Annotated in this window: 10 protein-coding genes and 1 pseudogene; 9 read left to right on the top strand and 2 right to left on the bottom strand. The window is 71.2% G+C overall.

All coding sequences use genetic code 11. The annotated features are described in order from the left end of the window. Nucleotides 1-9 precede the first annotated feature (9 nt). Nucleotides 10-1,983, bottom strand: coding sequence for an acetate--CoA ligase (gene acs, locus E1292_RS07505; RefSeq protein ID WP_132593409.1), 1,974 nt, complete (start codon nt 1,981-1,983; stop codon nt 10-12). A gap of 355 nt (nt 1,984-2,338) precedes the next feature. On the opposite strand from acs, the gene E1292_RS07500 reads away from it, so the two are divergent. The 9 genes from E1292_RS07500 to E1292_RS07460 all read left to right on the top strand — a co-directional run bounded on the left by E1292_RS07500 (nt 2,339) and on the right by E1292_RS07460 (nt 11,861). Beyond that, complete coding sequence (locus E1292_RS07500; RefSeq protein WP_132593407.1) at nt 2,339-3,118, top strand: Fic family protein; 780 nt, start codon at nt 2,339-2,341, stop codon at nt 3,116-3,118. 875 nt (nt 3,119-3,993) lie between these two features. Continuing rightward, nucleotides 3,994-5,034: a septum site-determining protein Ssd gene (gene ssd, locus E1292_RS07495; RefSeq protein ID WP_132593405.1), complete on the top strand. Its 1,041-nt coding sequence runs from the start codon at nt 3,994-3,996 to the stop codon at nt 5,032-5,034. Continuing rightward, nucleotides 5,031-6,191: a TadA family conjugal transfer-associated ATPase gene (locus tag E1292_RS07490; protein WP_132593403.1), complete on the top strand. Its 1,161-nt coding sequence runs from the start codon at nt 5,031-5,033 to the stop codon at nt 6,189-6,191. Before ssd ends, E1292_RS07490 begins: the two co-directional genes overlap by 4 nt. Next, a complete protein-coding gene (locus tag E1292_RS07485; RefSeq protein ID WP_132593401.1) occupies nt 6,188-6,898 on the top strand; it encodes a type II secretion system F family protein in 711 nt (236 codons plus the stop codon). The genes E1292_RS07490 and E1292_RS07485 overlap by 4 nt, the downstream gene beginning before the upstream one ends. Nucleotides 6,899-7,133: 235 nt before the next feature. Then, nucleotides 7,134-7,928 carry a type II secretion system F family protein gene (locus tag E1292_RS07480; protein WP_246089980.1) on the top strand — a complete coding sequence of 265 codons (795 nt, stop codon included), beginning with the start codon at nt 7,134-7,136 and terminating at the stop codon, nt 7,926-7,928. Between the two features lie 316 nt (nt 7,929-8,244). Further along, entirely contained in the window at nt 8,245-8,670 is a 426-nt protein-coding gene (locus E1292_RS54815) for a DUF4244 domain-containing protein (RefSeq protein WP_132593399.1), read from the top strand. Nucleotides 8,671-8,726: 56 nt separating this feature from the next. After that, nucleotides 8,727-9,047: a TadE family type IV pilus minor pilin gene (locus E1292_RS07470; RefSeq protein WP_246089979.1), complete on the top strand. Its 321-nt coding sequence runs from the start codon at nt 8,727-8,729 to the stop codon at nt 9,045-9,047. 138 nt (nt 9,048-9,185) lie between these two features. Continuing rightward, a complete protein-coding gene (locus E1292_RS07465) occupies nt 9,186-9,575 on the top strand; it encodes an Rv3654c family TadE-like protein (RefSeq protein WP_342775625.1) in 390 nt (129 codons plus the stop codon). A gap of 585 nt (nt 9,576-10,160) precedes the next feature. After that, entirely contained in the window at nt 10,161-11,861 is a 1,701-nt protein-coding gene (locus tag E1292_RS07460; RefSeq protein ID WP_132593395.1) for a hypothetical protein, read from the top strand. Between the two features lie 217 nt (nt 11,862-12,078). On the opposite strand, the pseudogene E1292_RS07455 reads toward E1292_RS07460, so the two are convergent. Next, nucleotides 12,079-13,404 (bottom strand): annotated as a pseudogene (locus E1292_RS07455) (Zn-binding domain-containing protein); the annotation flags it as partial. Between the last annotated feature and the right edge of the window lie 521 nt (nt 13,405-13,925).

Below are 13,925 nucleotides of genomic sequence, written 5' to 3'. Positions count from 1 at the left end.
GTCCCGGTGTCAGTCCTCGGACTTCGCGGACGGGAGCTTCTGCGAGATCAGGTCCATCACCGTGCTGTCGGCCAGCGTGGTGACGTCGCCGATGCTGCGGTTCTCGGCAACGTCGCGCAGGAGACGCCGCATGATCTTGCCGGACCGCGTCTTGGGCAGCTCGGGGACGACCAGGATCTGGCGCGGCTTGGCGATCGGGCCGAGCGTCCTGGCCACGTGGTCGCGCAGGTCGGTGGCGATGTTCTCGTTCTCCTCCGCGGCGCCGCGCAGGATCACGAACGACACGATGGCCTGGCCGGTCACCGGGTCGGTCGCGCCGACCACGGCCGCCTCGGCCACCTTCGGGTGGCTGACCAGCGCGCTCTCCACCTCGGTGGTGGAGATGTTGTGGCCGGAGACCAGCATGACGTCGTCCACGCGGCCGAGCAGCCACAGGTCGCCGTCCTCGTCCTTCTTGGCGCCGTCGCCGGGGAAGTACATTCCCTCGAACCGGCTCCAGTAGGTGTCGATGTAGCGCTGGTCGTCGCCCCAGATCGTACGGAGCATCGCCGGCCAGGGCTCGCGCAGCACGAGGAAACCGCCGCCTCCGTGGGGGACGCTGTTGCCCTGGTCGTCGACCACGTCGGCGACCACGCCCGGCAGCGGGCGCATCGCGGCGCCCGGCTTGGCCGAGGTCACGCCCGGCAGCGGGCTGATCATGATGGCGCCGGTCTCCGTCTGCCACCAGGTGTCCACGACGGGGCAGCGGTTGTGGCCGATGTTCTCGCGGTACCAGACGTACGCCTCGGGGTTGATCGGCTCGCCGACGGAGCCCAGGACGCGCAGGCTGGACATGTCGTACTTGGCGGGGATGTCGTCGCCCCACTTCATGAACGTCCGGATCGCCGTGGGCGCCGTGTAGAGGAGCGTGATCTTGTACTTCTGCACGATCTCCCAGAACCGGCCGCGGTGCGGGGTGTCGGGGGTGCCCTCGTAGATGACGCTGGTGGCGCCGTTGGCGAGGGGGCCGTACACGATGTAGGAGTGGCCGGTCACCCAGCCGATGTCGGCCGTGCACCAGTAGATGTCGGTCTCGGGCTTGAGGTCGAAGACCGCGTGGTGCGTCCAAGCGGTCTGCGCGAGGTAGCCGCCCGAGGTGTGCAGGATGCCCTTGGGCCTGCCCGTGGTGCCGCTGGTGTAGAGGATGTACAGCGGGTCTTCCGCGCCGTGGGGCTTGGCGGTGTGCTGGTCGCTCTGGCGGTCGACCACGTCGTGCCACCACAGGTCCTTGTCGGAGACGGCGACGTCCTGGCCCGTGCGGCGTACGACGAGGACGTTCTCGACCTGCGGGCACTCGGCGACGGCCTCGTCCACGATCGGCTTGAGCGCGCTCGGCTTGCCGCGGCGGTAGCCGCCGTCGGCGGTGATCACGAGCTTGGCGTCGGCGTCGTCGATGCGGCTCTTGAGGGCGTTGGCCGAGAACCCGCCGAACACGACCGAGTGCACGGCCCCGATGCGGGCGCAGGCCAGCATCGCGATCGGCAGCTCGGGGATCATCGGCATGTAGATGGCGACCCGGTCGCCCTTGCGCACCCCGAGCTCGTGAAGGGCGTTGGCGGCCTTGCTGACCTCGGCCTTCAGATCGTTGTAGGTGAGGGTGCGGGTGTCGCCCTCGGGCTCGCCCTCCCAGTAGTAGGCGACCCTGTCGCCGCGTCCCTCTTCGACGTGCCGGTCGACGCAGTTGTAGGCCACATTGAGCTCGCCGCCGACGAACCACTTGGCGAACGGCGCGTTCCACTCGAGTGTCTGGTCCCACCTCTTGGCCCAGGTCAGCCGTTCGGCGGTGCCCTCCCAGAAGGCGAGGCGGTCGGCGGCGGCCTCGTCATATGCGGCGGCGGTCACGTTCGCGGCCGCCGCCAGGTCGGCCGGAGGTGCGAACCGGCGGTTCTCCTGCAGCAGGTTGGACAGCGCCTGGGTTTCGTTGCCAGGGGTCTCCGGGGCCACCTCGTGCTCCTTCTATGGCCAGATTGGATAGGTCGTGTCCCACTTCACCAGCTCACGACCTCCGTACACAAGAGGTCTAGACAGGTCTGTACCGTCCGGCTCCATGGGCGCTCGTGCTTATCAACTTGCATGACAAACGCAATTGAAACGTTGTCATCCTGAAATCCGAAGAATACGCGCCGGCGCGATTGCTCAGGTGCGGTGGGGGTGGTTTGGGGGTTTATGGGCCCCCTGGAGTCGGGAAGCTGCCGGGGCTTTCTCTCCTTGCGGTCGTCACGCCGTCCGGTCGCGAGCACGCTCGGTCACCGTGCCGCGGTGGCGGGGCGCGCGTTACCCGCAGGTAGGGTCGGGTTCCGTGAGTGACCCCTTGACCGTCATCGCGCGGTTCCCCGGCGTTTCCGAGGCGGTCGACGAGGCTCGACAGGCCGTCGACCGGCTCTACCGCCACCGCGTCCTGCGCCGGGCGAGCCCCGCCGTGTCCGCGGAGTCGTCGCTGCGCGGGGCGCGCGCGTCGGCCGCGCTCGAAGGCGTGGACGTGTCCCTCGACGCCCTGCGCCGTGACGAGGTGCACGACCCCCTGGTCCAGGGGGCGCTGCGCGCGTCCGCGGAGCTGGGCCGCATGGGCCCGACCTGGCGGAAGGCGCCCCGGCAGGTGCTGGCGCGGCTGCACACCGTGGCGGCCGCGGGTCTCGCGCCGGAAGCCGCTCTCGGCCGGCCGCGCACGTTCGACACGGTCCCCGACCCTCTGGCCCTGGGCGCGGCGCCGGACGCCGGCGAGACGGCGACCCGCATGGAGGCCCTGCTCGGCCTGCTCGAACGGCCCACGAGCGCGCCCGCGATCGTGCTGGCCGCCGTGATCCACGCTGAGCTGGCCGTGCTGCGGCCCTTCGGCACGGCCGACGGGGTCGTGGCACGTGCGGCCGAACGGCTGACGCTGGTCGAGTTCGGGCTCGACCCCAAGTCTTTGGTGGCCGTCGAGGTGGGGCGGCTGGAGCTGCCGTACGCGGAGGGGCTGCGGGCGTACTTGAGCGGCACGCCGGAGGGCGTGAGCCGGTGGGTACAACAGTGTGCCTCCGCGGTAACCCTCGGAGCGCGCGAGACCACGGCCATCTGCGAGGCCATGCAGAGAGGCTGACAAGATCAGGGGAGACGCTTCGGGCGAACCCGACATAGCTGACGGCGTCTCCGTCAAGAGACGCCGCAGCCGGTGCATCACACCGGGTTACCAAGCGTGCACCTGTATCCGTCGGAGCGGGTCAAGCCCGTCACGACGCGCCTCCCGCGGCTGGTCGCGCGTGGGTACCCGGCTGATGCACCCGGACAAGTGGTCCGTAACCCCTTTCTACGACGGATGTGGCCTGATGGGAACCCCTCGGACCAAGACCTTTACCTGGCGATGGGGGCGTCGCGGGCGTCGCGCGCCGATCCGGTTACCGGGTCGTGATGATCACGGAGAGTGATTGCCTTTATGTGATCGTTATGTCGCAGCGAAAAAACTTGGCGAAAATGCAGGATTGCTCCTCGACGAAACTCGAGTCGATCGGGCAGCATACGGGGGTATCACCAGAAACTGGGGAGAGCGTGCACGCGATGCGTTTGCAAGTGCCTTGCCAGATGCTGGTGAAGTGATGAAAGCTTTCTTCTGAAACGGGACCGGCTCTACCCCCCCGGAGCCGGACCGATCAGGCGACCCCCGCTCTCCCCCCCGGCGGGGGTCGCCCCTTTTCCCGCCTCGCCCCGCACCTCCCAGGCCGCGACGTCCACCGTCCACAGCCTCCCGGGCCGTGGCGTTCACCCTCCGCGGCAGCCTTCCGGGTCGTCCGCGCTTCCCAGGCCTTATGGCCCGCCGTGCCTCCCTTCCAGCCCTCGTCCACAGGCCTGTGGCCCTTCGTGCCTCCGTCCACAGCCTCAGGGGCCCGCGGCGCCTCCATCCACAGAATCGCGTTCGCCCGGCCGGCGCCCGCGCCGCCTCCAGCAAGGTGGGCCTCCCACCCACGCAGGAGGCCCCCGATGCACCGTCCCCTGGTCATCACCGAAGACCACGCTCTGCTCGACGACCTGGTCCGCATCGCGGCCGCGGCCGGCGCCCAGCTCGACGTGGCCCACGTCCCCGCGCACGCCCGCCCCTACTGGAACCTCGCGCCGCTGATCGCGGTGGGCGCCGACCAGGCGGACGCGGTGGCCGCGGCCTCACCTCCGGCTCGAGACCAGATCCTGCTCGTGACACGAGATCCGGACGACCCCGACACCTGGCGAAAATGCGTCGCCGTGGGCGCCCAGTCCGTCGTGGTCCTCCCGAACGACGAGCGCCACCTGGTGGAGCGGCTGGCCGACGCCATGGAGCCCGACCCCCGTTCCGGGGCCTTGATCTGCGTGATCGGCGGGCGCGGGGGAGCGGGCGCGAGCGTGCTTTCAGCCTGCCTGGCCCTGCGCGCCTCGGGCGATCAGCTCCGTACGCTGCTGGTCGACGCCGACCCGCTGGGCGGCGGCATCGACGCACTGCTCGGCCACGAGGAGGCGCCGGGCGCGCGCTGGGGAGACCTCGTGGCCAGGGAAGGCCGCATCAGTTCCAGCGCGCTGCAGGCCGCGCTGCCGTCGTTCGGCGACCTGGCGGTCCTCTCCTTCCAGAGAGGCGAGGTGGCGGCGATCCCGGCCCAGGCCATGCGCTCGGTCCTGGAGGCGGGCAGGCGCGGCTTCGACCTGATCGTCGCCGACCTTCCCCGCCACCTCGATCCTGCCGCGATCGAGGCCCTCACCAGGGCCAAGACCACACTGCTCGTGGCCACGGCCGACGTGCGCGGCGTCCTGTCGGCGGCCCAGGTGCTGGGCGAGGCCCGCAAGCACACCTCAGATCTGCGGGCCGTCCTCCGCCCGGGAGTCGTGGACGACGACATGGCCACCGGATCCCTCGGCATCCCCGCCGCCGGCAGCCTGCCCGACCAGCCGCGCCTCACCGCCACACTCAACCGGGGCGAGCTGCCAAGGCTGGGCCCCCGCACCGTGCTCGGCGCCCTGTGCTCCTCGCTGCTCCGCGACCTCCTCCCGGCATGACGCCTCCGGTCTCGCCCGAGCTGGTGGAGGCGGTTCGCGTACGCCTGGCCCGCACGGGGGCCGAGCCCAGCGCGGCCCAGGTGGCGGTGGCGCTCAGAGCGGAGAAATCCGTCTACGGCGACGCGGAGATCCTCGCCGTGGCCAGAGCCCTCTGCGCCGACCTGATGGGCGCGGGCCCGCTGGAGCCGCTCCTGGCCCGCCCCGAGGTGACCGATGTCCTGGTCAACGGCCCGCGCGAGGTGTGGATCGACGAGGGCGGCGGCCTGCGCCGCACGTCGGTCACCTTCTCCGACGACGGCGCCGTACGCAGGCTGGCCCAGCGCCTGGCGGCCGCCGCCGGGAGACGCCTCGACGACGCCTGCCCCCATGTCGACGCCCGACTCACAGGCGGCGTCCGCCTCCACGCGGTGCTCCCGCCCGTGGCGTCCGGCGGCACCTGCATCTCGCTACGCCTGCCGCCCCGGCGCACGTTCACCCTCCCCGACCTCGTCGCAGCCGGCACCATCACCCCACCCGCGATCCCCGTGCTGTCCGCCATGGTGACCGCCCGGCTCGCCTTCCTCGTGACCGGCGGCACGGGCACCGGCAAGACCACGCTCCTGTCGGCCCTGCTCTCCTTGGCCGACCCGGGCGAGCGCCTCCTGCTGGTGGAGGACTCTGCCGAGCTGCGCCCGCTCCACCCGCACGTGGTTCGCCTGGAGACCCGACCGGCCAACCTGGAGGGCGCGGGCGGCGTGGGCCTGCGCGACCTGGTACGCCAGGCGCTGCGGATGCGTCCTGACCGCCTGGTGGTCGGTGAAGTGCGCGGATCGGAGGTGGTGGATCTGCTGGCGGCCTTGAACACCGGGCACGAGGGCGGCTGCGGCACGCTGCACGCCAACACCGCGGCCGACGTCCCACCCCGGCTCGAGGCGCTGGGCTGCGCGGCGGGCCTGAGCAGGGAGGCCGTGCACAGCCAGCTGGCGGCCGCGCTCGACGCGGTCGTCCACCTGACCCGCGACCGCCCCGACGGACGCCGGCGCATCGCCGAGATCTGCCTGCTCACCAGGACCCCGACCGGCCTCGTCGAGTCGATCCCCGCCCTGACCTTCGACGCCGACGGTCACACCCACGTCGGCCCCGGCCATGACGCCCTGGCCCGGAGGGCGCTGATATGAGCGGCGCGCTGATCGTCGCCGCTGTGTGCACGGCGTGCGCCGTGTGGATGTGGACGGGGCCAGACCTCGCCACGACCCGCCTGGGCAGGCTTACCGGGGGCCGGGCCAGGCCGCGGTGGCGCTCGCTCGGCCGGCTGCTGACCCGTACTCACCCGGCCCGCCGCGCCGACGCCTGGCGCAGCGCGTCCATCGAGCTGTGCCAGGTCCTGTCGGCCGAGCTGTCCGCCGGCCGCACCCCCGGAGAGGCCCTGACCAGGGCCCTGGCATCGGTCGACTTCCCCGATCCGGAGATCCTGCGCCCGGTCGTGGCCGCGGCGCGGGACGGTGGCGACGTCCCCGCGGCACTGATCGCCGCCGCCCCGCCGCAAGGAGGCGAGGGCCTGCGCCGGCTTGCCGCCTGCTGGGAGGTCGGCGTCACGGTGGGCGCCGGCCTGTCCGCCCTGGTCGACCGGGTGGCGAGCACGTTACGCGCGGCACAGGCCCACCGCCAGGACGTCGCCGCGCAGCTGGCCGGGCCTCGCACGACGGCCAGGATGCTGGCCGCGCTCCCGGCCCTGGGCCTCCTCATGGCGGCGGCCCTCGGCATGCGCCCCCTCGCGTTCCTGCTCGGCAGCCTGCCGGGCCTGATGTGCCTGGTGGCGGGGGTCGCCCTCGACGCGTGCGGCCTGTGGTGGACCAACCGCATGGCCGCCCGAGCACAGGGCTGATCCCTGGTGTTCTTTCCGGGCAGGCCTGGGCTGAGTTTTGTGTCCTTTCGGGCAGGCTGGGCTGGATCCGGCTGTCCTTGCAGGGCTGTCCTCTCGGGCAGGCCTGCGCTGAGCCCTGTGTCCTCTCGGGCAGGCCTGGGCGGGACAGGGTGTCCTCTCGGGCAAACCATGGCTGGGGTCCGGGTGTGCTTTCGGGCAGGCCTGGGCTGGGCCCTGGCGGCCTCCCGGTTCGTACATGATCGAACGGATCTCACCGATGTTCGTGCTGCTGTCCGCCCTGTCCGCCGGCGTGGCCGCGTGGTTGTGGCTCTCCCCGATGACCCCCGCCGGACGTCTGGCCCGGCTACGCCCTCCCGAAAGACTTCCCGGCGGCCAGACCGAGGACCCGCCGGCCTGGCTCGACCCGTCCCACGACCCCCCGAAACGGATGACCCGCAAGACCGCCGTCACCGCCACCGGCGCGGGGTTGATGGCCACCCTCCTGTTCGGAGTCGGAGCCACGGGAATCATCGTCGGCTTGCTGACCATTCCGGCGGTCGCGATGTTCCTGCACAGGAAAGAGCCGCAGCAGGCGCGGCAGGACCGCGAGCGAATCGCCGCCGACCTGCCTTTCGCTGCCGACCTGATGACCGCATGCCTGCTCGCCGGCCGCCCGGTGAGCGCGGCCACCGAGATCGCCGGCCGCACGATCGGCGGCCCACTCGGCCGGCGGTTGGGCTGGGTGAGCAGCCGGCTCCGCCTGGGCGCCGACCCGGAAACCACCTGGGCGGCCCTCGCTGGAGACCCCGCGATGGGCGGGCTCTGCCGGGCGATGGGCCGGGCGGCTCAAAGCGGCGCGCCGGTGGCCGATGTCCTGACCCGCCTGGCCGACGACGCCCGAGCGGCCGCCAGAGCCGGATCCGTCGCCTCGGCCAGACAGGTCGGCGTCAAGGCCGTGGCACCGCTGGGTCTCTGCTTCCTGCCGGCGTTCGTCCTGGTCGGCATCATCCCGGTGGTAGCCGGCCTGGCTTCGACGATCATCCTTCCCTAGCCTCGACCCTCTTGCCCGCGTCACCCCTCGTCGGGCCGGAAGCGAGGGTTCACATGGCCGACGGCTTCCTTCATCATGGCCTGCTCCCGGTACGGGGCCAGGAACGTCGTCCTCCAAGGCCGCCATCGCGGCCTCCCGCAGGCGTCCGTGGGACATCACACGCCCGCGGGACCGGGCAGGCCGGTTATCCACAGGTCCGGCTTTCGGCTGCCACCATCCACAGAACCGCGCTCGGTCCACTCCGCGCAGAGCCTTCCCGGCGACCCTTGGACTCCCGCCGGACAAGACCCCGGCGCCCCAACCACCTGGAGGCCCCATGCACAGTTCCGCCCTCACACCAGACGCCGTCGAAGCCACCGCCACACCACGCCCGCACACCCCGCCGGGAGCCCACTCGGCCCGCGGCAGCTTCCCCCGCGGCAGCTTCCCTTCTACCGAGCACATCAGCGACATCACGCCAGCCACCCCGTCGACGCGCGCTCACGCCACGCCCTCATCGACGCCCTCATCGACGTCCACCGGGGAGAGGGCCGTCGGAGGAGGCTCGCGGTGGCGATCCAGCAGGTGGCTCCACTACGCCACGGCCAATCGTGAGCGCGGCATGTCCACCGCCGAATACGCGGTGGGCACCATCGCGGCCTGCGCCTTCGCCGCGCTCCTGTTCAAAGTCGTGAGCAGCCCGGAAGTGCAGGAAATGCTGACCTCGCTCATCGACCGAGCGCTCAAGACGACCGGCAAATGATCCGTCGCCCCGGGCGGATCTCCGTGGGCGGAAGACGGTCGGCATCGCGGGGCTCGGTGACGGCCGAGACCGCCGCGATGCTGCCCGCGCTCATGGTCGTGCTGGCTGCCGCGCTGTGGGCCATCCAAGCGGTCGGCGCCCAGCTCGAATGTGTGGACGCGGCCCGCGCGGCCGCCCGGGCCGCCGCCAGAGGCGAACCACTGAGCCAGGTCCGCGACCACGCCCGGTCGGCCACCCGTCCCAACGCGCGGATAGCCGTGTCCCGTGACGTCGACCTGACCAGGGTGCAGATCACCGTTGAGGTGCGCCCATCGTGGGGCGGGTCGCTGCCCGCCGTCCAGGTGTCCGCCACGGCCACGGCAGACACCGAACCATGACAACGCCCAGGCGGTCGGCACCCGCCCGGCGCCAGCGCGGCCTCCTCGGAGGAGGCCGCGCCGGCTCGGATATGCCACCCGGCTCCCAGGGCCTCATCGTGGGCCTGCTGAGCGGAGCCGTGCGGCTCGAGATCTGCGATCGCCAAGGAGGAAGAGATCAATCACAAGGAACGCGGCTCGGCCACGCTATGGGGAGTCGCCCTCATGGGTCTGCTGATGGCCGTCGCCGCGGCGTTCGCCACTGTGGGCTCCGTACGCGTGGCCCGCCACCGCGTCAGCAGCGCCGCCGACCTCAGCGCGCTGGCGGCGGCCGAAACGGCGTTGGTCGACCCGGAGGGTGCCTGCCTGCGGGCCTCGAACCTCGCTGCCCGGAACGGCGTCACACTCACCCGCTGCGAGATCCGTAACGAGATCGCCGACGTCTGGACCTCGTTGTCGATCTCCCTGCCGATCGCCGGCACCCGCACCCTGACCGGCAGATCCCGTGCCGGCCCCGCAACAGTGACCCCGGCCGAGAACGATCACTAGCCCGCCGCCGACGCTCCAGCCCACCACCCACCGCCCATGACTTACCGCCCATGACCCGCCGCCCATGACGCGCCGTCCATGACGCGCCGTCCATGACGCGCCGTCCATGACGCGCCGTCCATGACGCGCCGTCCATGACGCGCCGCCCATGACGCGCCGCCCATGACGCGCCGCCCATGACGCGGCGCCCACCCCCCGCCGTGTGACCTCTGATGTGACTGAAATGACTGACATGCCCTGACTCGGGTGGTGAGTCGTGATTTTTGCTATTGGCAAACAAATGGGGTGAACGAAAAGGGATGACGTCGCGCAATGTGGCGAGTGGTGCTTGCGGGGCTATGTCGCAATCCCGTTACGACTCCTTAGACGCGGTGTCCAAGAGCTGGGTATTTCCCGTAAGGTCCCGCTTACCCTCGGTTCATGCCATATGCGACAGAGAGCTGTGACGGCTCTGGCGAAGTCGCTAGGGTGCGGTCCGGGGGCGGTCGGTGACCGTATCGGCCGGGCGGACTGCACTTCCGGTCGTCGCGCGAACGCCCCCAGGGGCGGTCGGGCGACGCGAGGCTCTCGGTGGAGGGAAGCGTCGTGACGGTAGTCGGCAAAGTGGTGGCCGCAGGAGCGATCGTGGCGGTGTCCGTCGCGCTGGGCGGTTCCGCGCGGGCCACCTCCGTGACCTGGCAGGCCGACACGTCCGGACAGATCACGTCGCCCACCGACGGTCAGGTGGTCTCCAGCTCGTCCGTCACTGTTTCCGCCCTTACGGGGATGATCCAGCTCAACATGGGCCTGTACGTCGAAGGTCCGGCCACTCCACGTCAGAAGGTCGCCGGAGGCGGCGCCAACCAGACGCTCTCCGGGACGTTCGACGCCGGAGACGCCCCCAACGGCCCCTTCACCGTGACTCTCAAAGGAGAGCTCACCGGAAGGGAGTACGCCACCAGCACGTTCAGGCTGCGACGGCCGGCCGGGACTCCGGGCAACGTGAACGTGGCACGGCAGGGCGCCGACAAGGTTCTTGTCACCTGGTCCAAGGGCCCCGAGCCCGATCTGCAGTCCTACGAGGTCTCCAACACGCTGACGGGAATCGTCGGAAGGCTGCCCGCCGACAGCGCGTGCGCGGGCACCTCCTGCAGAGCGGTGCTCGCGGTGCCCGCCAAGACGGAAGGGCAGCGGGTGGGGTTCACCGTCAAGGCCTTCAGGGGCGACGGCGAAGGAGGCTCGATCGGATCGGAACCGTCAGCCTCCGCCTACCTCGCTTTCCCCGCCAAGCCCACAGCCAAGCCGAAAAAGACCACTAAGCAGACACCGAAGAACCGAGATGGCAAGAACGTCGACGCGTTGCCGACCCTGCCCGCCAAGAGACAGCCACTGCCCACGGACGAGCCGACGACCCGTAACCCGACGACCTCCAAGCTGCCCGACATTCCCGATACCGACGCTGACGGCAACCTGCCCATCCCGACAGCCGACGATTCGGGCGGGCTCGTCCCGTCCGGCGCCAGGGACGGCACGGACACAGCGCCCGTAACGACCGGTGACGTGAGGGCGCAGTCGAGCGAGTCGCCTCTGGGGAACATCGGACAGTACGGCCTCTACGTGGCGGCGGGCCTCCTTCTGCTGCTGCTCGGCGCGCACGCGGGCGCGTGGGCGCGGCGGCGGGCGCTCGCCGGTGACGCGGCCGGTGCCACGCCCGCGCCGGTGACCGCGGCCACGCGCGTCGGCCCTGCTTTCGCCGGAGGCGGTACGCAGGCCGCGGAGAGCGATGACACCATCCAGCCTGCCGCCACACCGCTCCGGCGGCGGCCCACGGTGATCCTGGCCGTGGCGAAGACGCGCGTACCCGATCATGCCCGGACCGAGCAGCCCGCAGAGCACCAGCAGGCGGCGAAGTCGGAACGGTCTCGGGACGCGTCCCGGGAAAGGGCCGCCGCGTTCCCCAAATCCGATCCGGCGCGTAAGGAGATATCCGTCCAGATCGAGGTGGACGACGTCCGGGGAGTTCGGGACGCGGAAAGCACCCGGCAGGGGCCCATGCGGATCGCCTTGCCTAGCTCGGCCGTGACAGACGTGCCCGAGGGCTCGGCCACCATCACCCCGCCCGCCGTCCGTATCGAAGAACACTGGGACGACTACCTTCCACCGTCGCCCAGAGCCATGGAGGACAGCGGGTTCTGGGAACGCCCGCAGCCGGGGTCAGCCGATTTCTGGGCCGCCGACGAAGGCGACGGCGACGATGAGAATGAGCGCGCTTTCGCCGGCCGCAGGCACAGGGGCGGCGACAGTTAAGCTCACCCGATCAAGCTCGTCGGGGTGGCCCGCCTGGACATCGCGAAGGCGCCGCGGATAGCCGGCCGGGGCCCGCCGCCTCCCGTCGTAGCCGGGTGCCGGACCCGTCGAGCGCCCGCACCACGAGCCGGCGCATGGCCGCGCCGGGTTCCGGCGGGTACTGCGGGTCGGCGCATGGCCCTGCCGGGTTTGGCGGTGGTGGGGCCGGTGTGTTGCTTTATTGCTGGGTCAGCAGGGTGTCGAGGAGGTGGATCGCGCCTCGTTTGTCCAAGGGTTCGTTGCCGTTGCCGCACTTCGGGGACTGGATGCAGGAGGGGCAGCCACGGTCGCATTCGCATGAGGTGATGGCTTCGCGCGTCGCCGTCAGCCAGTCCGTCGCTCGGGCGTAGCCGCGTTCGGCGAAGCCCGCTCCGCCCTCGTGGCCGTCGTACACGAAGACCGTGAGCAGGCCCGTGTCGGCGTGGAGTTCGGTGGAGACGCCGCCGATGTCCCAGCGGTCGCAGGTGGCGAACAGGGGGAGCAGGCCGATCGAGGCGTGCTCGGCGGCGTGGGCGGCTCCGCCGAGGTCGATGCCGGCTTCGGCGAGCGGGGCCACCGCGGACGCGGGCAGCGTCCACCAGACCGCACGGGTGCGAAGGGTACGAGGGGGCAGGTCCAGGGGCTCGTCGCCGAGCATCTCGCCCGACTGCAGGCGTCTCTTGAGGTATGAGACGACCTGCCGGGTCACCTCCACCTCGCCGAAGTGCAGCGTGCCCGGGCCCAGGGCATGGGAGCGTTGGGTACCAAGGATGGAGATGTCGGTGATGTCCCGGGCGAACGTGGTGTAGTCGGGGCTTGCGCTGCAGACCAGAGCGACGCCGGCCTCCAGATCGAGCACCTCCACCAGGAAGGTCTCGCCCTGGTGGAGGTAGACCGCGCCGGTGTGCACCGCGGTGTGGGCGGAGGGCTCGTCCACGCTGCCCAGGAGACGGCCGGTCGACGACTCCACGACCTGGATGGGGGCGCCTCCGCCGCCACGGATGTCCGCGAGGTCGGTGGCGCGCTCGCGCCTGGTCCAGAACCATCCCGCCGGACGCTTCCTGAGCAGCCCCTGGGCGACCAGGTCTTCGAGGACGGCCGGGGTGGTGTCGCCGAAAACGGGCAGGTCGTCCTCGGCCAGCGGGATCTCGGCCGCCGCGGCGCACAGGTGCGGGCCCAGCACGTACGGGTTGTCCGGGTCGAGGACGATCGCCTCCACGGGCTGGCCGAACAGGGCATCGGGGTGGTGCACCAGGTAGGTGTCGAGGGGGTCGTCCCGGGCGATCAGTACGGCGAGTGCGTCCCGGCCGTCCCGGCCCGCCCGGCCCGCCTGCTGCCAGAGGGAAGCCCGGGTGCCCGGCCAGCCGGCGATCAGCACGGCGTCGAGACCGGAGACGTCCACGCCGAGTTCGAGGGCGTTCGTGGTGGCCAGGCCCATGATCGTGCCCGCGCGGAGCGCCTTCTCGAGGAGCCTGCGGTCTTCGGCGAGATAGCCGGCCCGGTAGGCGGCGATCCTGTCGGGGAGGCTGGCCCAGTCGGAGGTGTCCGGGATCGACCAGCCGAGCGAACCCTTTTCGGGCACATCGCCCTCATCCGCCCCACCGGCGTCCACAGGCTCTCCGGTAGTGGCCAGGCTCGCCGGCCGGCTGGTGGTGTGGTGGCCGGTTTCGCTGGGCCTAGCGGGCACGGGGGTATGGCGGCCGGCTCCGCTGGATGAGCTGGATGAGCTGGATGAGCTGGATGAACTGGGTGTGGGGGTGTGGTGGTCGGGTTCGTAGGACGTGCCGGACGCGGGGGTTCGGTGGTCAGGTTCGTTGGACGTACCGGATGCGAGGGCCTGGTGGTCGGGTTTGCTGGACGTAGGGGGCGCGGGAGCGTGGCGGTCGGTTATGCCGGACGTAGGGGGCGCGTGGGTGTGGTCGTCGAGTTTGTTGGCTGGATGAGCTGGATGAACTGGGTGTGGGGGTGTGGTGGTCGGGTTCGTAGGACGTGCCGGACGCGGGGGTTCGGTGGTCAGGTTCGTTGGACGTACCGGATGCGAGGGCC

It is taken from the genome of Nonomuraea deserti (genome assembly GCF_004348685.1).
Lineage (GTDB): Bacteria > Actinomycetota > Actinomycetes > Streptosporangiales > Streptosporangiaceae > Nonomuraea > Nonomuraea deserti.
This window is presented reverse-complemented; position numbering and strand designations above follow the sequence as displayed.

Excerpts from the sequence above, each read along its gene's own strand:
- E1292_RS54815 (WP_132593399.1), top strand. The coding sequence starts at position 8,245 with ATGCACAGTTCCGCCCTCACACCAGACGCCGTCGAAGCCACCGCCACA.
- E1292_RS07485 (WP_132593401.1), top strand. The coding sequence starts at position 6,188 with ATGAGCGGCGCGCTGATCGTCGCCGCTGTGTGCACGGCGTGCGCCGTG.
- E1292_RS07480 (WP_246089980.1), top strand. The coding sequence starts at position 7,134 with ATGATCGAACGGATCTCACCGATGTTCGTGCTGCTGTCCGCCCTGTCC.
- E1292_RS07490 (WP_132593403.1), top strand. The coding sequence starts at position 5,031 with ATGACGCCTCCGGTCTCGCCCGAGCTGGTGGAGGCGGTTCGCGTACGC.
- ssd (WP_132593405.1), top strand. The coding sequence starts at position 3,994 with ATGCACCGTCCCCTGGTCATCACCGAAGACCACGCTCTGCTCGACGAC.